This window comes from Sinomonas mesophila (genome assembly GCF_001999765.1).
GTDB lineage: Bacteria > Actinomycetota > Actinomycetes > Actinomycetales > Micrococcaceae > Sinomonas > Sinomonas mesophila.
Genome location: NZ_MTIC01000008.1, coordinates 20085 through 43706, shown reverse-complemented (window position 1 = coordinate 43706; position 23622 = coordinate 20085). Strand labels below are relative to the sequence as shown.

The 23622-nt window shown below is 73.5% G+C and carries 15 protein-coding genes and 1 tRNA gene; 12 read left to right on the top strand and 4 right to left on the bottom strand.

Translation table 11 applies throughout. The annotated features are described in order from the left end of the window. Window positions 1-73: 73 nt before the first annotated feature. The 4 genes from BV907_RS13575 to BV907_RS13560 all read right to left on the bottom strand — a co-directional run bounded on the left by BV907_RS13575 (window position 74) and on the right by BV907_RS13560 (window position 6856). Entirely contained in the window at window positions 74-2461 is a 2388-nt protein-coding gene (locus BV907_RS13575) for a transglutaminase TgpA family protein (RefSeq protein WP_077490279.1), read from the bottom strand. Next, window positions 2458-3849: a DUF58 domain-containing protein gene (locus tag BV907_RS13570; protein WP_077490278.1), complete on the bottom strand. Its 1392-nt coding sequence runs from the start codon at window positions 3847-3849 to the stop codon at window positions 2458-2460. Before BV907_RS13570 ends, BV907_RS13575 begins: the two co-directional genes overlap by 4 nt. 12 nt (window positions 3850-3861) lie before the next feature. Beyond that, window positions 3862-4956, bottom strand: a complete 1095-nt coding sequence (locus BV907_RS13565; protein ID WP_077490277.1) for an AAA family ATPase — start codon at window positions 4954-4956, stop codon at window positions 3862-3864. 298 nt (window positions 4957-5254) lie between these two features. Then, the gene (locus BV907_RS13560; protein ID WP_175637465.1) at window positions 5255-6856 is read right to left on the bottom strand and encodes an HNH endonuclease signature motif containing protein; all 1602 of its coding nucleotides are present in this window, start codon (window positions 6854-6856) and stop codon (window positions 5255-5257) included. Window positions 6857-7012: 156 nt separating this feature from the next. Here BV907_RS13560 and BV907_RS13555 point away from each other — a divergent pair, with 156 nt between their 5' ends. The 12 genes from BV907_RS13555 to BV907_RS13500 all read left to right on the top strand — a co-directional run bounded on the left by BV907_RS13555 (window position 7013) and on the right by BV907_RS13500 (window position 23469). Further along, a complete protein-coding gene (locus tag BV907_RS13555; RefSeq protein WP_245827979.1) occupies window positions 7013-7981 on the top strand; it encodes a TatD family hydrolase in 969 nt (322 codons plus the stop codon). A 250-nt stretch (window positions 7982-8231) separates the two neighbouring features. Beyond that, on the top strand, window positions 8232-9395 hold the full coding sequence (locus tag BV907_RS13550; RefSeq protein WP_245827978.1) for a resuscitation-promoting factor: 1164 nt from the start codon (window positions 8232-8234) through the stop codon (window positions 9393-9395). Window positions 9396-9552: 157 nt separating this feature from the next. Further along, on the top strand, window positions 9553-10473 hold the full coding sequence (gene rsmA, locus BV907_RS13545) for a 16S rRNA (adenine(1518)-N(6)/adenine(1519)-N(6))-dimethyltransferase RsmA (protein ID WP_077490274.1): 921 nt from the start codon (window positions 9553-9555) through the stop codon (window positions 10471-10473). A 10-nt stretch (window positions 10474-10483) separates the two neighbouring features. Then, window positions 10484-11464, top strand: a complete 981-nt coding sequence (locus BV907_RS13540; RefSeq protein WP_077490460.1) for a 4-(cytidine 5'-diphospho)-2-C-methyl-D-erythritol kinase — start codon at window positions 10484-10486, stop codon at window positions 11462-11464. A gap of 37 nt (window positions 11465-11501) precedes the next feature. Next, on the top strand, window positions 11502-13394 hold the full coding sequence (locus tag BV907_RS13535) for an ABC-F family ATP-binding cassette domain-containing protein (RefSeq protein ID WP_077490273.1): 1893 nt from the start codon (window positions 11502-11504) through the stop codon (window positions 13392-13394). A 78-nt stretch (window positions 13395-13472) separates the two neighbouring features. After that, window positions 13473-13544 (top strand) — tRNA-Gln (locus BV907_RS13530). Between the two features lie 201 nt (window positions 13545-13745). Then, window positions 13746-15251 carry a bifunctional UDP-N-acetylglucosamine diphosphorylase/glucosamine-1-phosphate N-acetyltransferase GlmU gene (glmU, locus tag BV907_RS13525; protein WP_281250873.1) on the top strand — a complete coding sequence of 502 codons (1506 nt, stop codon included), beginning with the start codon at window positions 13746-13748 and terminating at the stop codon, window positions 15249-15251. Continuing rightward, complete coding sequence (locus BV907_RS13520) at window positions 15252-16232, top strand: ribose-phosphate diphosphokinase (RefSeq protein WP_077490272.1); 981 nt, start codon at window positions 15252-15254, stop codon at window positions 16230-16232. Between the two features lie 237 nt (window positions 16233-16469). Then, window positions 16470-17084: a 50S ribosomal protein L25/general stress protein Ctc gene (locus BV907_RS13515; protein ID WP_077490271.1), complete on the top strand. Its 615-nt coding sequence runs from the start codon at window positions 16470-16472 to the stop codon at window positions 17082-17084. A gap of 100 nt (window positions 17085-17184) precedes the next feature. Next, window positions 17185-17772, top strand: coding sequence for an aminoacyl-tRNA hydrolase (gene pth / locus BV907_RS13510; RefSeq protein ID WP_077490270.1), 588 nt, complete (start codon window positions 17185-17187; stop codon window positions 17770-17772). Window positions 17773-17921: 149 nt separating this feature from the next. Continuing rightward, complete coding sequence (locus BV907_RS13505) at window positions 17922-20639, top strand: LuxR family transcriptional regulator (RefSeq protein ID WP_077490269.1); 2718 nt, start codon at window positions 17922-17924, stop codon at window positions 20637-20639. Window positions 20640-20649: 10 nt separating this feature from the next. Beyond that, complete coding sequence (locus BV907_RS13500; RefSeq protein ID WP_077490268.1) at window positions 20650-23469, top strand: helix-turn-helix transcriptional regulator; 2820 nt, start codon at window positions 20650-20652, stop codon at window positions 23467-23469. Window positions 23470-23622 lie beyond the last annotated feature (153 nt).

Genomic DNA, 23622 nt, shown 5'->3' with positions numbered 1-23622 from the left:
CGCCGCAATGCCGGTCGCATTGCAGCGTGTCGCGATGCGGCGTTTGGGGGGAGGCGGGCCTCGTGCCTGACGCTCACCCTCCACGCAGCCGCCGCCAGGCGGCCGCCGTCCTGGCCCCCGCAGCCCTCGCTGCGGGGGCCAGCGGTGTCAGGCCGCGCACGACGGCGCGCCCCGCCCGCGTGAGCCCCCGCCTGGAGGCCCGCAAGGCCTTGGCGAGCGCGGCGAAGGACGACGGCGGGAGCGCGGCGATGCGGGCCCGGTGCACGGGCCGCTGGGCGCGCCGCCCGGCGCGGTGGACGTCCGCGACCGCCCGCCGGGCGGCGTCCTCGTCCGGCTCGTAGCCGGGCCGGCCGAACTCGTGCCGCTCGTACTCGCGGGTCAGGGTGGCGAGCGCGTGGCGGAGCCGGCCGTCCTGGCCCTCCCACGCCTCGAGCCGCTGGGCGTACGCCCTCGGGGTATCTGCCGGGTGCGGAGCGAGCCCATGGTCGACGCCGACGGCCTCGAGCTCCTCCCAGATCCCGCCGAGCCCGCGCGCGAGCCTCCTGCGGCGCTGGGCGGCGCGTGCCGCGGCAGGGAGGACGGCGAGCAGCACCGCGCCGAGCACGGCGAGGGCCGCGAGCGCCGCGGGCACCCAAGGCGTCCCCTGCCCGGCCCCGCCGGCACCGGGCAGCGCAGGCGGGGACGTGACGCCCGGCGTCGGGGCGATCGCGCCCGGATTGAGGCTGTCGTTGAGGTCGTCGAAGTTCGTGCCCGTGCCGGTGCCGAGCGCGTCGGTGAGCGCGTACGACGGCGTCACGCCGCGCGAGGGCGTGGGCTCGAACGGAACCCAGCCGAGGCCCTCGAAGTACAGCTCGGGCCACGCATGGGCGTCGCGGCCGTCGACCGAGAACTCGGGGAGGGCGCCTGGGCCGGGCACGGAGATCGTCTGGCCCGTGGGCCGCCCGGGCGCGAAGCCGACGGCGATCCGGCTCGGGATGCCGACGATGCGGGACATGACGGCCATCGCCGCGGAGAAGTGGATGCAGTAGCCCGAGCGCTTGTCGAGGAAGGTCTCGAGCACCTCCATCCCGGTCCCGTCGTAGCCGTCCTCGACCGGTGTCTGCTCCGAGTACTGGAACGTGCGCAGGTATCCCTGAAGGGCGAGGGCTCGCCCGTACGCGCTCGCGGCTCCCGAGGTGACCGTCTCCGCCGTCGTGCGCACGTTGCCGGGCACGCCGCGCGGGACGCTCTGGACGGCCTGGCCGATCCCGCGCGGTGGTGCGCCGGCCGTTGCCAGCGCCGCGGGGGTGAGCTCCGGCATGGCGGAGCGGACGAGGTAGAACTGGTCGCGGCTCGAGGCGGGCTCGCCCTTGATGCTCAGATCCTGGGGGTCCCAGCCGAACCGGCCGCGCGCGCCCTCGACGGCGACGGGCGCGTACGGCGCGGGCAGGTACGGGCTCGTGAACCCGCCAGTGGCGACGACGGTCGTCGTCGACGCGGTCGCGCTGGCGCCCGCGAGCGAGACGCGCGCGGAGATCGACTCGAGCGGGTACTCGAGCTGGTCGTCGCGGTTCTCGGGGCCCCACGACCCGCCGTCGAAGTCCTCGACCGTGACCGTGCGCAGGTAGACGGGACCACGCGCGTCGGTGGCGTAGCGCAGGACGCCCACGCCCTCGGCGCTGCGCAGGTCGTTGCCGAGGCTGATGAGCGGGTTGAGGCCAACGTTCTGGCCGAGGCTGCGCAGCCGCGAGCCCTCGGGGAAGAGCCCCCTGTCGAAGCCCGGGACGACCTGTGGGAGCACGAGGGTCCCGGCGACGATCGCGGCGGCGAGGGCCGCGACCCGGCCGGGGGAGACGGCGGCCGCGGCGCTCTCGTCGGGCGGGCGCGGGCCCCCGAGCGCGGTCGCCTCGTCGGGGCGTGCCGTCGCGAGGAGCCCGAGGTAGCCTGCCGCCGCGGCGGCGAAGCCCGCCGCGCCGACGCTCTGCGGCTTGAGGACTGCCGGGACGACGAGGGCCGCGAGGACGGCGATCCCGGATACGGCGGGGAGCCGGCACGAGAGGGCGATGGTCTCGGCGATGAGCGCGATGAGCCCGAGCGTCCCCGCGAGCACGGCGGTGATGCCGACGTTGGGCGCCGCCGGCACGGTGTCGTAGACGACCGTCTCCCAGGCCTGCGCGAGCGCCTCGCGGACCGCGCCCGGCGTCTCTGGCCCCGGGATGACGCCGCCGATGCTCTGGGTGCGGAAGAACATGAAGCACATCGCGGCCGTCCACCCCGCGAGCCCCGCGATGGCCACGGCCACGGGATGCCAGCGCAGGGATCGTGCGACGGCGGCGCCGCCCAGGGCGCCGCAGGCCACCACGGCGACGGGGTACAGCCAGCTGTAGCCGCGCACGACGCCGCCGTAGGCGATGGATCCGCCCACGACCGCGAGGGCGAGGGAGAGCTCTGCGCCGCCATGGCTCCACCGCCGGGGCCTCACGACGTCCTCCGGACCTGCGCTGTGCCCTGCGCGTCTGGCTCGTCGACCGTGAGCGCGAGCCACGCGGCGTCGACCGCCGTCCGCGGCGTGGCCTCGGAAACGCGCCACCCGGCGTCCCGGAGCACCTCCGCGGCCGCCTGACTGGCGCCGGGGCGGGAGGTGACGACGAGCGCGAGGGCGCGGTCGGCGAAGGCCGCGGCGGGGGCGAGCATCGACGCGGCGGCAGCGTCGGTCGCGCCGAGGACGACGACGATCGGCCCGCGCGAGCGGTGGGCCTCGAGCCGGTCGAGGAGGAGCTCGGAGAACCCCGCGGACGCAGTCGAGGCACCGGGCTCGTCGGCGGCGTCGGTCGTCCGGTGGCCCGGCTGGCCGGGGCCGGGGGAGCGGGGCGCGATCGCGGCGAGGCCCTCGGCGATCGAGGCGAGCCCGTCGGGCCCGGAATACGAGGGCGCCTCCGGCTCGGGCGCGGACTCCGAATGCGCGAGGGCGAGCCCGCCAGCGGTGTCGAGGAGCCTCAGCGAGTAGTCGCGCTCGGCGAGGTGGGCGGCGACGGACATGGCGGCCGTGACGGCCCACTCGAAAGCCGGCGACTCGTGTCCTTCGCCGGGGGCGTGGCCCACGGCGGGGAAGGCCTGGCGGCGCACGTCGAGCACGAGCGTCGCCTCGGGAGAGGTCGCGGACTCCTCCTGACGGACCATGAGCTCGCCATGCCGAGCGGTCGCCGCCCAATGGACCCTGCGCATGGGGTCGCCGTGGCGGTACTCGCGGGTCATGACGTCGTCGTCGCTCGGCGTGGACTGGACGCGGGTTGCGACGACGCCCTCGGCGCCCCGGGTGCCGGACAGCACCGCGGCGGCGAGGGCGACGGAGGCGGGCGTCACGACGAGCCGGGTCGCGTCCCCGAGCCGGCTGTGCCGCTCCGCGAGGCCGAAGGGATCCGTGTACCGGGCCTCGACCGGCCCGAGGCGGTACAGCCCGCGCCGCGGGCAGCCGAGCTGGTAGCGATAGCTGCTGAAGCCGTCCCGAGCGACGGACCGCCCGGGGTAGAGGAAGGCCGGGCCGGTGCCGAGCGTGGGGGGAAGGTGCTCGGCCATCGACATGCGACCGGCGAGGAGGCCGCTGTGCTTGAGGCGCAGGCTCACCTCGGTCGTGGACCCCGCCTCGACGACGTCGGGCCGGGGAGCCCGCCGGACGTCCATCGAGGGGCGGAACAGCAGGTTGGACGCGAGGGCCGCGACGGGGACGAGCGCGAGGAACACGGTCAGCTGCAGGAGGTCCCGCCGGCCCATGACTTGGGCCGCGATCAGGGCGAGGACTGCGGCCGCGACGAACCCCCACCCGCGGGGCGTGAGGGTACCCTGCCAGTCGGTCCGTGTACCCGTGCCCATCGCGCGCCTCCCTCAGCTCCTGCGCCGCGGGGAGGGCGCGCCGGGTGTCGGCACGGGCACCGAGGCCACGATCCCCTCGAGGATCGCCGCCGGAGTGAGGCCGCTGCCGGCGGCCCTGCGGTCGGGGACGAGCCGGTGGGGGAGCACGGCCGGGGCCATCGCGGCGACGTCGTCGGGGAGGACGAAGTCGCGGCCTGAGAGGGCCGCGCGGGCCTTCGCGGCGCGCAGGAGCTGCAGGACGGCGCGCGGGCTCGCCCCGAGCCGCAGCCGCTCGCTCGCTCGCGTCGCCCGCCCGAGGGCCACGGTGTACTCCTTGACGGGGGCCGAGACGAACACGGCCCTGACGGCCGAGGCCATCGCCCGGACGTCGTCCTCGCTCACGACGGGCTCGAGCCTCACGAGCGGCGAGACCGACTGGTGGTTCTCGAGCATCTCGGCCTCGGCGGCCGCGTCAGGATAGCCCATGGAGATGCGCGCCATGAAGCGGTCCCGCTGCGCCTCCGGGAGCGGGTAGGTGCCCTCCATCTCGATCGGGTTCTGGGTGGCGACGACCATGAAGGGCTCGCTCAGGGCGTAGGAGGTGCCGTCGACCGTGACCTGGTGCTCCTCCATGCACTCGAGCAGCGCGGACTGCGTCTTGGCGGAGGCGCGGTTGATCTCGTCGCCGATCACGATGTTCGCGAAGACCGCGCCGGGCCGGAACTCGAACTGCCGTGTGGCCTGGTTGTAGACCGAGACGCCCGTGACGTCGCTCGGCAGGAGGTCGGGCGTGAACTGGATCCGGCTGACCGTGCAGTCGATCGTGCGCGCGAGGGTCTTGGCGAGCATCGTCTTGCCCACCCCCGGAACGTCCTCGACGAGGAGGTGCCCCTGCGCGAGGAGCACCGTGAGGGCCAGCTCGGCGGCCTCCGACTGGCCGTCCATGACCTGCCCGATTGCCGCGAGGATGCCCGTGCACAGCGAGCCGAAGCGCTCCGGATCCATGGGCTCTGCGTCCACGGAGGCGCCCGCGGGGGAGCCGGCCGCGCCGTGGCCCGGCCTGCGGACGGGGCGCAGGGCGGTGACGTGCTCGCCGATCCCGGCCTGGCCGCTGTGGTGGACGTCCATGGGTCCCCCTCCTGGGAAATGCACTCGTGACCCAGGTCACGCTATGAATTACGTTACCTTCTGGCCGCCGGACGGGCACCCGGCGTGGGGGGCTCCGCCGAGCTGGGCCCGGTCCGTGGCGTGGTCTGTGCCGCTCGTCTGTGCTGTGGCCGGCTGCCAGAGCCGTGGGGGAGGGCCGGTCTCAGTGCGGGACCGGCTCTTGGCTGCGAGACCGGCCCTTCCAGCACCGGTCTCGCGGCTGCGCACCGGTCTCGCCGCGGTTCGGGCCCGCGGCGGTTCAGGCCCGCCGCGGTTCGGGTTAGAACGGTGGCGGTTGGGGCGGCGCGGGTTCCTCCCGCCGGGGCGGCTCGTGGTCTGTGGGGTCCGGCGGTGGGCTCGGGATTGTGGGTTCGGGAGCGGGGTCCACTGTGCTGGGCTCCGGGGTGCTGGGCTCTGGGGTGTCGGGCTCTGGGGCGCGGGGGTCTGGGATGCTCTCGCGCAGGGGGCCGAGGATGTGGCTTCTGTCGAGGGGTTCGGCTGGGTGCTCGAAGCCGAGGAGCGTGCGCCACAGGAGTTCGCCGCTGATCGGCGCGGAGGGGTCGGCGCCCTCCTGTTCTGCCTTGCGGCGCAGGGTGAAGAGTGCGAGGGACTTGAGCGCGTGGTGCTTCGGGCACAGGAGGGTGAGGTTGTCGGCGTCGGTGGGGCCGCCGTCCTGCCATTCGATGGTGTGGTCTATCTCCGCGCGCCGGGCGGCGCACGTGCACCCGGGCACGAGGCACACGCCGTCCCGGTACCGGATGAACCTTCTGAGCGGTTCCGGGGGGCGGTACGCGGTTCTGCCGAGCCGGACGGGCACGCCGTCGGCGTCGGTCCAGATCCGCTGCCACGTGGGCGCGGCCGCGGCGAGCTCCCGGGCTGTCTGGGCGTCGATCACGCCGTAGCCCTCGAGCTCGGCGGCATCGTCGGAGGCTCCGAGCAGCACGGCCGCGGGAAGGTGGACCACGATCTCCGCCCGGACGAGATCCGCCAGACCCTCCGGCACCGGGACAGGCGTCGGATACACGGCCTCGACGAGCGTGGCCTGGGGTCCGTCGTTGGGTCCGGCGGGGGCGTCGGTGAGCAGGGCCTGGGCGAGGGCGTCGGCGCGCAGCTGGGGTGTGGTGCGGGCTTCGCCGTCCTTCCCGTGTGCGGCGTGGGCGATGGCGTCGATGCGCTGGTAGGCGGCCAGCCCGATCTCGGCCGGCAGGAGCGCGGTCAGCGTGCACATTCCGTCGTCCTCGGCCTGGAACCAGACCCCGCGGTCGGCCTGGGCGCGGATCCGCCGCTTCGTGATGGACTCCGGGTGCAGCCGTTCCCGGAGGGCGCGCACGATGGCGCGGAGCTCGCCCGGGGTCCGGAGGTGGCCCCTCCGGGTACGCAGGCGGGCCAGGGCCTCGAGCCCGAAGGGCTCGGCGGCCTCCTCGGGGAGGGTCGAGGCCTGCTCGACGATGACCTTGGCGTGGGCCTCGGTGATGTCGCCGGAGAGGAGCGCCTCGTGGACGGCGGGGTGGACCGCGACGAGCGCGTCGGAGAAGTTCACGGTCCGGGCGGCCGCGGCCTCGGACGTTCCCTGGAGCAGGGCCACCTCCGAGACGGTCACGGCGTGGCCGAGGTCCCCGCCCAGTCGGGTGGGCTGCCCCTGGCGGCCCTCGAGCGGTTCGTCGGCGATCTGCTGGCCGAGCAAGTTCACGAGGAACGCCCTCAGGGCCGCGGTGTAGGCATCGAAGTCGGCCAGGGCCTTCAGCGCCCGTGCGGTGCCCCCGGGGCCGGCGAGGGTGTCAGGGTCGATCCACAGCGATCCGCGCAGGACAGCCGCGTCGCGCGAAGTGAACGCGGGGAGCGTCTCCGGCCGTGCGTCCACGGCGGTGCCCGTGCCAGTCACCTGCGCCCTCCCAGTTGTCGAATCTTTGTTCGATGATAATGGGGGTGCGCTGCGATATCTAGACATCATCTACGACAAATTCCTCGGCAGCCTGCGAACGCGGCAGGCACTCCCGTCATCGGAGCCCAGCCGCGCCGGATGGCTAGAGTGGAGGCCATGTGCGCCTCCCTGCCCCCCGCCGCCTACCGCTGGACCGACGACGACGCCGACACGCGCGCTGACGGCACTGCTGCGGACGGCACCGCAGGCCGGGGCGAGCGGCGGTCCGCGACGGACGAGGAGGGGCGCCGGCGCCGGCTCGACTATCCGCCCGCCCCCGAGCCCCTGCCCGTGCCGGTCGTGGACAACCACACCCACCTGAACTTCCGCGACGGGCTCGTCGAGGTCGGGGTCCGCGACGCGCTCGACGCCGCCGAGGCCGTGGGCGTGGGCCGTGCCGTCCAGGTCGGCTGCGACCTCCCCTCGTCCCGCTTCACGGTCGAGGCCGTCGAGGCGGACGCCCGGTTGCTCGGCGCCGTCGCACTCCACCCCAACGACGCCCCCCGCTACGCGGCGCGCGGCGAGCTCGAGGCCGCCTACGCCGAGATCGAGGCGCTCGCGGCCCACCCCCGGGTCCGGGCCATCGGCGAGACGGGGCTCGACTTCTTCCGCACGAAGGGCGAGGCCCTCACGGTCCAGTTCGACTCGTTCCGCTGGCACATCGACCTCGCGAAGCGGCTGGGCAAGACGCTCCAGATCCACGACCGGGACGCGCACGACGACGTCGTCCGCGTCCTCGCGGAGGAGGGCGCGCCCGACCGGGTCGTGTTCCACTGCTTCTCGGGCGACGAGGAGCTCGCCCGCGTGTGCAACGAACACGGCTGGTTCATGTCCTTCTCCGGGACCATGACGTTCAAGAACGCCGACGACCTGCGCCGGGCCCTCGCGGTCGCCGACCCCTCGCGCCTCCTCGTCGAGACGGACTCGCCGTTCCTCACGCCGCATCCGTACCGGGGCCGGCCCAACGCGAGCTACATGGTCCCGTATACGGTCCGCGCCATGGCCGAGGAGCTCGGCGCCGACCTTGCCGAGCTGTGCGGGCGGCTCACGGCCAACACCGAGGAGGCCTACGGCAGCTGGGACTGAACATTCCCAGTCCGTCATCATTCTGTGACCTGGTTTGGCCCTGCATAACTTTTTGATTACAGTGGGTCCAATAGCCGGGGTCGGGGAAGGCCGCCGGACGCTCGCCCTCGGCCATCCGGCCAGTGCTCCTCCGGGCGGGAAAGCAGCACTGGCGCTCAGTCCTCCGTCAACGACGTCGGACTGATGAGCCACGCCTGTGCCGCCCCGTCCGTCGCCCGCCGTGCCCGGGTCGACCGACGATCGGGCCCCTGTGAAGAGAAACTCCGCGCACCGCGCACTGACGACGCCGACCGCACCGCGCCCCAAGCGCTCGCCCGTCCAGATCGCCGGGCAGGCCGCCGTGGTGGCCGCCCTGGTCCTCGGGACCACGGCATTCGTGGCCAACAGCAAGACCGTCACGCTGACCGTGGACGGGCAGGCCAGCACCGTGACGACCTTCGCGGGGACGGTCGGCCAGATCGTCGACAGCGCAGACGTGGAGGTCTCCGACGGCGACCGCATCACGCCGTCCCTCGACACCTCGCTGGCCAACGGCTCCGTCATCACCGTCAGCCGGGCCAAGCAGGTCACGGTCCAGCTCGACGGGGCCGAGCGCACCGTCGAGACGACCGGCGCGAACGTCGACGAGCTCGTTGCCGAGCTCGGGGTCGCCTCGAGCGCCGTCGTCTCGCTCGACGGCGGCACCCAGCTCGCGACCCAGGGCACCGTCGTCGAGATCACGACGCCGAAGGACGTCACCGTCGTCGTCGACGGCCACCCGGTGACGCGCACGACGACGGCGGCGACCGTCGCCGAGCTCCTGACGGAGCTCGAGATCACCCCCGGCCCGGGCGACCGAATCTCGGTCCCCGGCAACTCCCCGGTCGTGGCGAACATGACCCTCAAGCTCACGCGCGTCGACGTCTCCGAGGCCCCCGTCGTCAGCGAGACGCTCCCCTTCAGCACGGAGAAGACCGAGTCTGCCGAGCTGACCCAGGGCGAGACCAAGGTCGTCCAGAAGGGCGTCGCGGGCACGGTCGAGAAGCAGTACCGCGTCGTGACCCTCGACGGCCGCGAGGCCACCCGCACGCTCGTCTCCGAGAAGGTGACGAAGGAGCCCGTCGCGGAGAAGGTCCTCGTCGGCACCAAGCCCAAGAGCCAGAACACCGGGGCCGCGGCGCCGCCCATGGACCGCCTCGCAATGTGGGAGGCCATCGCCCAGTGCGAGTCCGGCGGGCGCTGGAACATCAACACCGGCAACGGCTACTACGGCGGCCTCCAGTTCGACATCCCCTCCTGGCTCGCGAACGGCGGCGGGCAGTACGCCCCGAACGCATCGCTCGCGACGAAGGAGCAGCAGATCGCCGTCGCCAATACGTATTACGACAAGGCCGGCCTCGCCCCGTGGGGCTGCCGCCATGTCGTCGGCGGCTGAGGCCGGCGAGACGAACGCCAGCCTCGCCCCGTGGGGCTGCCGCCACGTCGTCGGCGGCTGAGGCCGGCGAGACGAACGCCAATGGCCCCGGCCGGGATCCTGCCCGGCCGGGGCCTTGGCGCGCCTCGGCGGGTGCCCGCGTCGGTAGGATGCTCGGGTGACGCACGCACCAGGCTCCCGTGACGGCCGTGATCTGCTCAGCCCCGCCGACATCCGCGCCCTCGCGGGAGAGCTCGGGATCCGGCCCACGAAGACGCTGGGCCAGAACTTCGTGATCGACGGCAACACGATCCGCCGCATCGTGTCCGCCGCGCATCTCGAGCCGGGGGAGACGGTGCTCGAGGTCGGGCCCGGGCTCGGCTCGCTGACCCTCGGGCTGCTCGACGCCGCGGAGCACGTCGTCGCGATCGAGATCGACCCCGTGCTCGCCGGGCGCCTGCCCGCGACGGTCGCCCGGTGGCGGCCGGACGCCGTCGGCCGCTTCGACCTCGTGCTCTCCGACGCGCTCAAAGTGACCGGACTGCCCCAGGAGCCGAGCGCGATCGTCGCGAACCTCCCCTACAACGTCGCCGTCCCCGTGGTGCTGCACCTGCTCGAGCACTTCCCGAGCCTGCGGCACGGCCTCGTCATGGTGCAGGAGGAGGTCGCGGACCGTCTCGCGGCGGAGCCCGGCTCGAAGGTGTACGGCGTCCCGAGCGTCAAGGCCGCGTGGTACGGCACGATGCGCAAGGCAGGCGTGATCGGCATGAACGTCTTCTGGCCCGCCCCCAAGATCCACTCGGGCCTGGTGGGCTTCGTCCGCACCGAGCCGCCCCGGACGACGGCGACGCGCGCCGAGGTGTTCGCCGTCATCGACGCCGCGTTCGCCCAGCGCCGCAAGACCCTCCGCGCGGCCCTCGCGGGCTGGGCAGGCAGCGGCGCCGAGGCCGAACGAATCCTCGTCGCCGCCGGCATCGACCCCAAGGCCCGCGGCGAGGTCCTCGGCATCGCGGAGTTCGCGCGGATCGCCGAGCAGCGGACGGCATCGGACCCGGCCGGCGCACCGTCCGATGAGCCGGTTCCGGGGGCCGGCCGCTAGCGTGGGGGGCATGCACACACCACCCCCAGGGCTCGGCACCGGCCAGCCCAGGCGGCAGCGCTCCGTGCGAGCCAAGGCCCCCGGGAAGGTCAACGTCTCGCTCCAGGTCGGCCCGCTGCGGCCCGACGGCTACCACTCGGTCGCGAGCGTGTACCTCGCCGTCTCGCTCTTCGAGGAGGTCACGGCCACGAGCACGCTGGAGCCGGGCATCACCGTGAGCCTGAGCCCGGAGAGCACCCTGGAGCTCGAGGGCGTCGAGATCCCCCTCGACGAGAGCAACCTCGCCGTCAGGGCCGCGCGCCTCATGGCGGACGTGTCCGAGAGGGCCACGGGCGTGCACCTCGAGATCACCAAGCGCGTGCCGGTCGCCGGCGGCATGGGCGGCGGATCGGCCGACGCCGCCGCGACCCTCCTCGCGTGCGACGCCCTATGGGACAGCGGCCTGTCCAAGGAGGAGCTCGCGCACCTCGCGGCCGAGCTCGGCGCGGACGTGCCGTTCGCGCTCCTGGGCGGCGCCGCCGTCGGCCTCGGCGTGGGGGACCGGCTCTCGCCCGCGCTCGCCACCGAGCGCCTCGACTGGGTGCTCGTCCCCGCCGACTACGGCCTCAGCACCCCGGCCGTCTTCGCCGAGCTCGACCGGCTCCGGGACGCCGAGGGCATCGCCGCGCCCGAGCCCACCGAGGTCGAACCCGAGATCCTCGCGGCCCTGCGCAGCGCCGACGCCACCCGCCTGTCCCACCTGCTCGTCAACGACCTCCAGCGCGCCGCGATCCAGCTCGCCCCAGGCCTGCGCGAGACGCTCGGCTGGGCGGACTCGCACGGCGCGCTCGCCTCCCTCGTCTCCGGGTCCGGGCCCACCGTCGCCCTCCTCGCGCCGGACGGGGATGCCGCGGCCGGGCTCGTCGAGGCCCTGGCCCACCGCGGCGTCGAGGCCCTCGCGGTGCACGGCCCGGTTCCTGGGGCGAGGATCCTGAGCGATACCCTGCTGTAGTCCATTTTTTCCGGCCCACTCTAAGGACACGCATCCCTTGGCACACCTGCTCGGCGGTGAGAACCTCTCCATCTCCTTCGGCACCCGCACGGTGCTCGACGGCGTCACGGTGGGGCTCGACGAGGGCCACCGGATCGGGGTCGTGGGCCGCAACGGCGACGGCAAGTCCACACTCATGCGCCTGCTCGCCCAGCGGCTCGAGCCCGACGCCGGCCGCGTCACCAAGCGCCGCGACGTGAACATCGGCTACCTCGACCAGGGCGACGTGCTCGACGCCGACCTCACGGTCGGCGCCGCGATCGTCGGCGACCGCGCCGACTACGAGTGGGCGTCGAACCCCGCGATCCGCGACATCATGGGCGGCCTCGTCGAGGACGTCGACTGGCACGCACGGATCCGCTCCCTCTCGGGCGGCCAGAAGCGCCGCGTCGCGCTCGCGAAGCTCCTCATCGAGCCGCACGACGTCATCATGCTCGACGAGCCCACGAACCACCTCGACGTCGAGGGCGTCGCATGGCTCGCGCGGCACCTCAAGACCCGCTGGCGCGCGAACGAGGGCGCCTTCCTCGTCGTGACCCACGACCGCTGGTTCCTCGACGAGGTCTGCACCGACACGTGGGAGGTCCACGACGGGATCGTCGACCCGTTCGACGGTGGGTACGCCGCCTACGTCCTCGCCCGCGCCGAGCGCGACCGCGCGGCCGCCGTCGTCGAGTCCAAGCGGCAGAACCTCATGAAGAAGGAGCTCGCGTGGCTGCGCCGCGGCGCGCCCGCCCGCACGTCCAAGCCCAAGTTCCGCATCGAGGCCGCGAACGCGCTCATCGCCGACGTGCCCGAGCCGCGCGACACCGTGGCCCTGTCCCGCATGGCGACGGCGCGCCTGGGCAAGGACGTGATCGACCTCGAGGACGTGAGCCTCGCGTACGCGCGTCAGGACGGCGGCGCGGACGACGGCGGGAACGCGCCCCTCTTCGACGGCATCACCCTGCGCCTCGCGCCCGGGGAGCGCGTCGGCATCGTGGGCGTCAACGGTGCGGGCAAGTCGACGCTCCTGCGGCTCCTCTCGGGCGACATCGCCCCCACGGCGGGTCGGGTCCGGCGGGGCAAGACGGTCGTGCCCGCGGTGCTGAGCCAGGAGGTCCGCGAGCTCGACGACGTCGCCGAGCTGCGCGTCGTCGAGCTCATCCAGCGCGAGAAGCAGACCGTCAGAGTCGGCGGCAAGGAGCTCACGGCCGGCCAGCTCGTCGAGCAGCTCGGCTTCACGAACGAGAAGCAGTGGACGCGGATCTCGGAGCTCTCCGGCGGCGAGCGGCGCCGCCTCCAGCTCCTGCGCCTGCTCGTCGGCGAGCCCAACGTGCTCATGCTCGATGAGCCCACGAATGACCTCGACACCGACACCCTGACGGCCGTCGAGGACGTGCTCGACGGCTGGCCCGGCACCCTCGTCGTCGTGAGCCACGACCGCTACCTCCTCGAGCGCGTCACCGACCACCAGCTCGCCCTCCTCGGTGACGGCCGCATCCGCGACCTGCCCGGCGGCGTCGAGCAGTACCTCGCCCTCCGCGAGGCGGCCCTGGCAGGGGCGACGGGCGCAGCGAACGACGGCGGGGGGTCGCTGGCCGGTGCCACGGGCACCTCGGGTGCGGCCCCGGCGTCGGCCTCGGGCACCGGAGGAGGCGCCGGCGCGGCCGCCGCGACCCCGTCCCGGTTCAGCGAGGCTCAGAAGCGCGAAGCGCGGAAGGAACTCGCCAGGATCGAGCGCCAGCTGGGCAGGATCGCCCAGCGCGAGGAGGAGCTCCACGCCCAGATGGCGGCCTCTGCGGAGGACTACGCGCGGCTGGGCGAGCTCAACACCGAGCTTCAGGACCTCGTCGCGCAGAAGGAGGAGCTCGAACTGGCCTGGCTCGAGGCCTCTGAGATCCTCGAGTAGCCCATCCGTGGCAGAATTGAGCACTGTGCCGCTGCGTTCTGCGCGCGCCCGCCCGCGGGCCCGCCGGACGCACTGCACTCCGCCCTGGTGTAACGGCAGCACGCCGGCCTTTGGAGCCGTGCAGTCTAGGTTCGAATCCTAGGGGCGGAACGTGGCGCCGCCGTCGACGCGCGCACGGGCGGGACCCGTCAGGGGCCCGATGTGGGCCGTCGATAGAATGGCGAGCAGCCACACGCCGGAGCCGATCGACCAGGAGAGCCAGCGACAGTGAATGCGGACATCCCCGGACAGAGCGCACCCGCACCACAGGCGCCGGAAGCGCAGAGACCGGAGGGGCCGCATCCCGCGGCGGTGATCGTGCTCGCGGCCGGCGCCGGCACGCGCATGAAGTCCCGGACCCCGAAGATCCTCCACCCGCTCGGTGGGCGCTCCATGGTCGCGCACGCCCTCGCGGCCGCCGCCGGGCTCGCGCCCGGGCGGCTCGCCGCCGTCGTCCGCCACGAGCGGGACCTCGTGGCGGAGCACATCGCGGCCCTCGACCCCGGCATCCTCATCGTCGACCAGGACGAGGTCCCCGGTACCGGCCGCGCCGTCGAGGTCGCCCTCGAGGCGCTCGACGCCGAGCAGGCGGCCGCAGGTGACCACAGCGGACTCACCGGGACCGTCGTGGTCACCTACGGCGACGTCCCGCTCCTGACCACGGAGCTGCTGACCGAGCTCGTCGCGGTGCACGAGGCCGACGGCAACGCCGTGACGGTCCTGACCGCGGTCCTTGACGACCCCACCGGCTACGGCCGCATCCTGCGCGGCGAGGACGGCACGGTCGCGGGCATCCGCGAGCACAAGGACGCGACCCCGGCCGAGCGCGCCGTCCGGGAGGTCAATTCGGGCATCTACGCGTTCGACGCGGAGGCGCTCCGGACGGCTCTGCGCAAGGTCACGACCGAGAACGCCCAGGGCGAGAAGTACCTTACGGACGTCCTCATGATCGCGCGCGAGGCCGGCGGCCGCGTCGAGGCCGTCGCGACCCACGACCGCTGGCAGGTCGAGGGCGCCAACGACCGCGTCCAGCTCGCGGCCCTCGCCCGCGAGCACAACCGGCGCACCGTGGAGGCCTGGATGCGCGCGGGCGTGACCGTCGTCGACCCGGCCACGACCTGGATCGACGCGACCGTCCGCCTCGCCGAGGACGTCACCGTCAAGCCGAACACGCAGCTGCACGGCGCGACCGTCGTCGAGCGCGACGCCGTCATCGGCCCCGACACGACGCTCACCGACGTCGTCGTCGGCGAGGGCGCGACAGTCAAGCGCACGGACGGCACGAAGGCCGAGATCGGCCCCGGAGCCACGGTGGGCCCGTTCACCTACCTCCGCCCGGGCACGCGGCTCGGGGCCGAGGGCAAGATCGGAGCGTTCTACGAGACCAAGAACGCCGAGATCGGCCGCGGCGCCAAGCTCTCCCACCTCGGCTACGTCGGCGACGCCGAGGTCGGCGAGGGCACCAACATCGGCTGCGGCAACATCACCGCCAACTACGACGGCGTCCACAAGCACCGCACCGTGATCGGCGCGCACGTGCGCACGGCGTCCAACACCGTCTTCGTCGCCCCCGTGACCGTCGGCGACGGCGCCTACACGGGCGCGGGCGCCGTCGTGCGCAAGGATGTCCCCGCGGGCGCGCTCGCCCTCTCCATCGCCCCCCAGCGCAACGCCGAGGGCTGGACCGAGGCGCACCGGCCCGGCTCGCCATCTGCCGAGGCTGCTGCGCGGGCCCGCGCCGCTGTTCCTGATTCTGCCGCGGGCAACCCCGAACCTTCCTCCGTCGCATCCCCCCTGAAGAAAGAAGAAGGCAAGTAGATGACCGAGATCACGGCCCACGGCGAGAAACGGCTGGTCCTCGCCTCCGGGCGGGCCCACCCGGAGCTCGCGCAGGAGATCGCCAAGGAGCTCGGCACCGAGCTGCTGCCGACCTCGGCCTACGACTTCGCCAACGGCGAGACCTACGTCCGGTTCGAGGAGAGCGTGCGCGGCACCGACGCGTTCGTGATCCAGGCGCACCCGGCGCCGATCAACAACTGGATCATGGAGCAGCTCATCATGATCGACTCGCTCAAGCGCGCGAGCGCGAAGCGGATCACGGTGGTCTCGCCCTTCTACCCCTACGCCCGTCAGGACAAGAAGCACCGCGGCCGCGAGCCCATCTCGGCCCGCCTCGTCTCCGACCTCTACAAGACCGCCGGCGCCGACCGGCTCATGAGCGTCGACCTCCACACCGCGCAGATCCAGGGCTTCTTCGACGGTCCCGTCGACCACCTCATGGCCATCCCGCTCCTCGCTGACTACGTGCGTACCCGCGTGGACCTCAACAAGGTCACCGTGGTCTCGCCCGACACCGGCCGGGTGCGCGTCGCGGAGCAGTGGGCCGAGCGGCTGGGCGGCGCGCCGCTCGCGTTCGTGCACAAGACGCGCGACGTCAACGTGCCGAACTCCGCCGTGTCCAAGACGGTCGTCGGCCAGGTCGAGGACCGAGACTGCGTGCTCATCGACGACATGATCGACACCGGCGGCACGATCGCCGGCGCCGTCGCCGTGCTCAAGAACGCCGGCGCCCGGTCCGTCATCATCGCGGCGACCCACGCCGTGTTCTCCGACCCGGCCTCGCAGCGGCTCGCCGAGTCCGGCGCGCGCGAGGTCGTCGTGACCAACACCCTGCCCGTCCCGCCGGAGAAGCGCTTCGAGCAGCTCACGATCCTCTCGATCGCCCCGCTCATCGCCCGCGCGATCCACGAGGTCTTCGACGACGGCTCGGTCACGAGCCTCTTCGACGGCCGGAGCTGAGCGCCCAGCGCAGCTCAGCGGCGGCGAGCAGCGCACGACGGCGAGGATCACCACGGCGGTGAGCCTCGCCGTCGTGCGCTGCTCTTCCGGGCTGGTAGACTCGACGGCGAACCTTGGCGAGGGAGCGCCCGCTCCGTGATCGACTGGGTCTGAGAACTCCTTCGCGATGCCCCCGGGCTGGCCGCTGGAGGTCGTGCAGACCTCGCGCCAACGACTCAAGAACCGAAGGAGACCCTCATGAGCGAGAAGCTCGCAGCCGAGCTGCGCACCGAATTCGGCAAGGGCTACGCCCGCCGCGCCCGCGTCGCCGGCAAGATCCCCGCCGTCATCTACGGCCACGGCGCCGACCCGATCCACGTCGCCCTCCCGGGCCGCGAGACCACCCTCGCCGTCCGCGTCGCCAACGCGCTCCTGACCCTCGACATCGCGGGCGAGGAGCACCTTGCGATCGTCAAGGACATCCAGCGCAACGCCGTCCGCCAGGCCATCGAGCACATCGACCTCCTCACCGTCCGCCGCGGCGAGAAGGTCACGGTCGACGTCCCCGTGCACGTCAACGGCGAGGTCGCCGCGGGCGCCGTGGCCAACCAGGAGGCCGTCACGGTCTCGGTCGAGGCCGAGGCCACCCACCTCCCGACCGCCCTCGAGGTCAGCATCGAGGGCCGCGAGGCCGGCCAGCACGTCCACGCCTCGGACATCGTGCTGCCCCAGGGCGTCACGCTCCTGACCGACCCCGAGACCCTCGTGGTCAACGTCTCCGAGGCTCTCGAGGTGGCCGAGGAGGAGGCTCCCGCCGAGGCCGCGGCCGAGGCCGCAGCCGAGGAGGCCCCGGCCGAGGCTCCTGCCGAGTAGTCTCTCGTTTCGAGCATCGAGCGTTTCGAGCGTTCGAGGCGGCCCGTCCCAGCCGGGGCGGGCCGCCTTCTGCGCTCAGGCGAGTGTCCAAGGAGAGAACATGACTGAGACGTGGCTCGTCGTGGGCCTGGGCAACCCAGGGCCCGAGTACAGCCAGAACCGCCACAACGTGGGCCAGATGGTGCTCGACGAGCTGGCCGGCCGCGTCGGCGGCAGGTTCGCCTCGCACAAGGGCGCCCGCGCGGCCGTCCTCGAGGGGCGCCTCGGCATCGGCGGCCCGCGCGTCGTCCTCGCGAAGCCGCTCACCTATATGAACGTCTCGGGCGGCCCCGCCTCGGCCCTCGCCAAGTACTACGGCATCTCGCCCGACCACGTCGTGGCCGTCCACGACGAGCTCGACATCCCCTTCAACACGGTCCGCCTCAAGCTCGGGGGAGGGGAGGGCGGCCACAACGGCCTCCGCGACATCTCCAAGGCCCTCGGCACGAAGGACTACCTGCGGGTCCGCGTGGGCGTGGGCCGGCCGCCGGGCCGGATGGACGCTGCCGACTTCGTGCTGCGGGACTTCGGCGCGGCCGAGCGCAAGGAGCTGCCGTTCCTCCTCGACGAGGCGGCCGACGCCGCCGAGATGCTCCTCACCGAGGGCCTGCCCGCCGCACAGCAAAAGTTCCATCCTGCCAAGGGCTGAGCCTCCCAGGTTCTGGCGTCCTGCGCGCATGGTGCGCTACCGTCCGGTAGTGACCATGGCCTCTGCCTCTGTCGCAGGGCCCGATGTATCGTGTCCCCCAGCGACGTCTGAGGAGACGTGCCGACGCTGGGGGCGGAGGTGATGAGGGTTTGGCAGCAGGCCTGTCGGATGCCGATGAGCTGGTCCGCGGCGCGAAGATGCGCGCGAGTGACAGGCTGCGCTGGGCCAGGACCGTGCGCCATCGCGAGATCACCCAGGGAGCCGCCGTCCTGGCCGATCCCCGCAGCTACGGGATCGTCATCTCGGGGGAGAACACGCTCGGCAAGTCCGCCGTCGCATCGGCCCTGCTCGCCGATGTCGAGGGCTCGATGCACGCGGTGCGCCTGCGGAGCACGATCGTGGGGAGGGAGACGCCCTACGGTGCGCTCGCCCTCCTGCTCGCGCGCCTGCCTCCCGATGCCCAGGCCGATCCGGGCTCGACGATGCGGGGGATCCTGCAGATCCTCGCCGCTGACGCCGGCGGCAAGCAGACGGTCCTCGCCCTCGAGACGGCCAACAACCTCGACGAGCTCAGCACCGCGACCCTCATCAACATCATGATCACGGGGACGGCGAAGCTCGTCATCGTCGCGGACCGGACGAGCGACCTCCCGCCTGACTTCCACTGGATGCTCACCGAGGATCGCCTGCGGGACATCCCGCTCACCGCGATCTCCCCGGAGGCGACGCTCGAGGCGGTCGGCGAACTGCTCGGCGGGCTCGTGCCGAGGACCGTCGGCCTGCAGTTGCACGCCCTCTCCCGCGGCAACCCGCAGATCCTGCTGCTGAGCGTCTCCGAGCTCCTCGAGACGGGCGGCCTGCGCCCCGCCAACGGCGTGTGGACCCTCGCGCCCCACGCAGACACGAGCGGGAGCCGGCAGCTCGACGACCTCGTGCGCGCGCGCCTCGAGCGCGAGCCCGCCGAGGTGCAGACCGTCATCGAGGCACTCGCCTGCGCCCGGCGGATGCCGCTCGAGGGGCTCACCGCCGTCTTCAGCCCCGCGGTCGTGGCGGACATGGACGAGTCCGGCCTCATCACGGTCGACGAGGGAGGGCGGCACTCGGTCTCGCTCACCGACCCGTTCGTCGGCGACGTCGTGCGCGGCTGGCTCTCGGTGCCGCGGCGGCGCCAGCTGCGCCAGATGCTCCTCGGCGACAGCACGCCGCCGCTCGAGGTCCTCTCGACCGTCGAGCTTCTGGGCTTCGCCGCGTGGACCCGCGAGTGCCATGCGATCCTGCCCGTCCGCCACGCCATTGCAGCGGCGTCCGCGTCGCTGCGCCTCTTCGACCCCCAGTTCGCGCTCGAGTGCCTGGAGGGGGTCGAGCGCGAACCCGGCTCCTGGGGGATGGTCCAGCGGCTCCGCGCCCGCGCGTCGCAGATCCTCCAGCTCCCGCGCCAGGCGCTCGCCTACCTCGACGAGGTCACCGAGGCTGAGCTCGAGGCCGAGTCCCCGTCCGACCTCGCGCGCTACGTGGCAGCGCGCGCCGAGTCCATGTCGTGGATCGAGGGCTCCAGCAAGAGCATCCCGGCGATGATCGACGAGGCGAGGGCCGCGCTGACGGTCCGCGCCACGGCCAGGGAAACCGACGGCCTCGAGCTGAGGCGTGCGGCCGAGATCCTGGACCTGGCCGAGTTCGAGCACTTCGCGTTCATCGGAGAGTTCGCGGAGATCATCGACCGGCTCGAGGCGGTGGTCGCCGCCCCAGAGGTGGCCAACCCCGAGCTGCGGGTCGTCTTCCAGTGCATCCTCATGGAGGCCCGCACCGTCATGGGGCGCGAGCAGGAGGGCCTCGCGCTCATGCACGAGGTCGCGAGCGAGCTCGACACCTCGCTCGGCGCCGCCCGGGCCCGCCAGGAGTTCTCCGTGCGCGGGTTCAGCGTCTTGCTGCTCAACGGGCACTGGCGCCAGTGCCTCGCGCTCCTGCGGGGCTCGCCGTCGTGGCCCCTGGCCAGGACCAAGAGCATGGGAGCGGCCGTCGAGCTCGGGATCGGCATCGCCTATGTCTATGCGGGCCGCGGCCACGAGGCCGTGCCCTCGCTCCTGTCCGCGATCGCGATGCTCGAGCAGTACCCCGTCCTCAACACGCTCGGCTCCGCCTACGCGGCCACCGCCCTCGCCTACGCGCAGCAGGGCGAGGCCGCCTCGGCGCGTCAATACCTCGCGAAGCTCGACTCGTGGTCCGGCGTGTGCAGCTACGCGACGCAGGCCTCGATCGAGTTCTGCGCCGAGATGGCCCGCCACTGGATCGGCGACGCGGACGCCGCGGGCCGGCTCATCGAGTCCGCGCGCGAGGACATCCGCAAGGAGCGCTGGACCAGGGCCGGGGTCAAGCTCGTGGGCGCGAGCGTCGGGGCGGGTGAGGACGTGCTCGAGCTCCTCGAGGACGTGTGCACCCACCGCCAGGGCGCCTTCGCGAAGCTCGGCCTGCTGCTCGCACGCGGGAGCCGCACGGGCAGCCTTCCGGACCTCACGGGCGCCGCCGACATCGCCGCGAGCCTCGAGCTCGACTCGCTCGAGGCCCGCTGCGTCGCCGTCGGCATCGACTGCTCGCGTGCCTCCGAGGACGCCGTGGCCGCCCGCATCATGCAGGCGCGCCTCGACCGGCTCGCCGGTCGGGTGCCCGTGCTGCCGGTCGTGCCGAGCCGCGCCCTGCCCGTGCTGACCGTGCGCGAGCGCGAGGTCGCGATCCTCGCCGCGCGCGGCACGTCCAACCGGCAGATTGCCGAGGACCTGGGGCTGAGCGTGCGCACGGTCGAAGGGCACCTCTACCAAGTGTTCGCGAAGCTCGCGGTGTCGACGCGCACCGAGCTCTCAGAGGTGCTGTGAGGGGGCGGCGATGAAGACGGAACGAACCTTCGGGCGGACCAAGGACACGGATCACTGCGCGGAGATGCTGCGCCGGCGTGGGACGGCGGCGGTGCTCGTCATGGGCGAGTCGGGCGCGGGCAAGTCGGTGCTGCTCGAGGCGGCGGCCAGGGCGCTCGGGGACGAGATGGAGCCGCTGCGCATCCACGGCAGCCCGGCTCTGGGCAAGGTCCCGTTCGGGGTCCTCGCCCCGTTCCTGGGGGGCCTCCCCGCCGAGCAGGCCGATTCGCGCGTGGCGGTGCTGCGGGCCTTCTGGCGCGAGGTCGAGACGCTGCGGCGGGGCCGCCAGCACGAGCTCCTGCTCGTCATCGACGACGCCCACGAGCTCGACTCCGCCTCGAGCGAGATCGTCGCGGAGCTCCTCGGCGCGCGCTGGGCCAAGGCCATCATCGCCTCCCCGAGCGGCGCGGCCCTGCCCAGGCCGCTCCTCGAACTCTGGCTCGACGGCGGCGTCGAACGCGTCGACCTCGCGCCGCTGACCCTCGAGGAGGCCACCGAGTACCTCGAGTCGACGCTCCTGGGCCGCTTCCTTCCCTCGGTCGTGCAGCTGTTCTGGCGGGAGTCGGAGGGCAATCCGCTCGTGCTCGGCCAGCTTGTCGACGAGGCCCGGCGTGCCGGCTCGCTCGAACTGCGCGGCGGCACGTGGGTCCTCACCGGCGAGCTCACGCGCCGGGGAGACGGGCTCGTGGGGCTCGCCCGGGAACAGCTCACGCGCCTCACGCCGCAGGAGCGCGATGCCCTGAGCCTCATCGTCGTGGCCGAGCCGGCGCCGCTCGAGCTCGTCGAGCGCCACTGCGGTCCCGACGTCGTCCGCCAGCTCGTGGCCAAGCGCATCATCCGGCCGCCGGACGGCCCCGACGGCGTCCTGCGCCTCCGCCACCCGATGTACGGGGACGCGATGGTCAAGCTCATCCCGCTCGCCCGCTCGGTGCAGCTGCGTCAGTATGCGACCGGGTACGTGACGCAGCAGACGGCGACGGCCGAGGGCCTCCTGCGGGCGGTCTCGTGGGCCCTCGACTGCGGCTTCGGGATGGACGACGCGACCCTGCTCAAGGCCGCCGAGCTCTCGGTCCGCCTCTTCGAGAACTCCCTCGCCGTGCGTGCGGCCGGCGCCGTTCAGGACCCGGAGCTGCGCGGCGCGGCCCAGGAGGTCCTCGGGTGCGTGGCCTACAACCGCGGGCGGTACGCAGAGGCCGCCGCCATGCTCGAGCCGTCAGTACGGCGCGACGGGCGCGTCCGTCCGGGGCTCGCGGGCTGCCTCCTGTGGGCCGTGAGCCGCTCGGCGCTCGGCCATGACCCGGCCGCGATCAGGCGGGACGCGGAGGAGCTCGTCGCGACGGCCGTCGAGGCCGGGCCGCGGGGGGCGGACGACGCCGGCGGCCCGGCCTCGACGGCCGTCGGGGGTGGCTCCGCCGTCGGCGGTGGCTCTGCCGTCGGCGGTGGCTCTGCCGTCGGCGGTGGCTCCGCCGTCGATGGTGGCTCCGCCGCCGTCGGGCGTCTCCTCATGGTCCTCGCGGACACCCTCGCGGGGGACTACCGGGACGTGGCCGTGTGGCTCGAGGAGGACGGCGACGGTCCCGGCGCCGAACGGGTGCCCGTCGCCGCCGAGAGACCGTCCGCTGAGAGACCGTCCGCCGACGGACCGCCGGAGGGCGACGCCACGGCGGACGTCCTGCGGGCCACGCTCATGGCGGAGCTGCTCGTCGCTCGCGGCGAGCCCCACCGCGGCATGGCCGTCGTCGCGGCAGCGCTCGAGAGGCTCGCCGTCGGCGGTGCCGAGCACCCGTTCGTCGTCGGGTTCGCGGCGGCCCGCTTCGTCCTCGCCGCGTGCGCGGCGGGGGAGTGGGCGGCCGCCGACCGCGCCCTCGGCCGCTTCCTCTCCGAATCCAACGCGGGCCTCATCTCCGTCGGCGCGGCCGCCGAGTCCGGCCGCGGGCTCGCGCTCCTGCGCCAGGGTAAGCACGCCGAGGCGTGGGCCCGGCTCGTCCCCGCCGTGGACAGCCTCCGCGAGCGGGACCCCCAACAGGTCCTGTGCGTCACGGCGGCGATCGCCGCCTACGCGGGCGCGCTCCTGGGCCACCGCGACGACGCCGAGGCGCTCCTGCTCGACGCGCTCGATCCCGAGCGGCCGACGACGGCGTTCCTGCGCCCGCTCGTGGGCGTGTTCGCCGCGGCGGCGGAGCTCGTGGTCAATCCCGCCGAGGAGTCGCGAGAGGCCCTCGCCGACTGCATCCGTGACGCCGCGGAGAGCGGGCGCGCCGACGTCGAGCTCCAGGCGGAGGTCCTCTGGTTCGAATCAGGGGGCAGGGACCGGTTCGACGAATTGCTCGCGGCCGCGCGCGCCGTGCGCGGCCCGTGGCCAGACCTCGTGGGGCGGCTGGCCGTGGCGCTCGCGGACGGGACGCCGGAGGTCCTGCTGGAGACGGGCGAGTGGCTGCGGGCGGTCGGCGCGATCCGCTACGCCCGTGAGTGCTTCGCCGAGGCCTCGCGCGTGCTCGACCGGAACCTGCGCCGCAGCGAGGCGAAGGCCGCATGGACCGCGAAGGCCGAGTGCGACGCGGAGCTGGGCGAGGAGGGGGCCGCGGCCGCCGCGACCGAGACCAAGACGCTCACGCGGCGCGAGCGGCAGATCGCCGCGCTCGCTGCGGCGGGGCTGAGCGACCGCGAGATCGCCGAGCGCCTCACCGTCTCGGTGCGCACCGTCGAGGGGCACCTGTACCGCGCCTACGCGAAGCTCGGGGTGACGCGGCGGGAGCAGCTCGCCCCCGCGTTCAGCATGCTCTCGGGCTGACGGGCGGGCCCCACTGGCGCGGGTCGGGACGGCTCCGTTCGCAAACCGAGTACACGCCGCGCGTACCCAAGTAGTCGCGTCCCCCGCGACGTTCCAAACACGAGTACTGACTACCCGTGCGGGGCCCCTCCGGCGGGTGACAGAGTTGTCCCA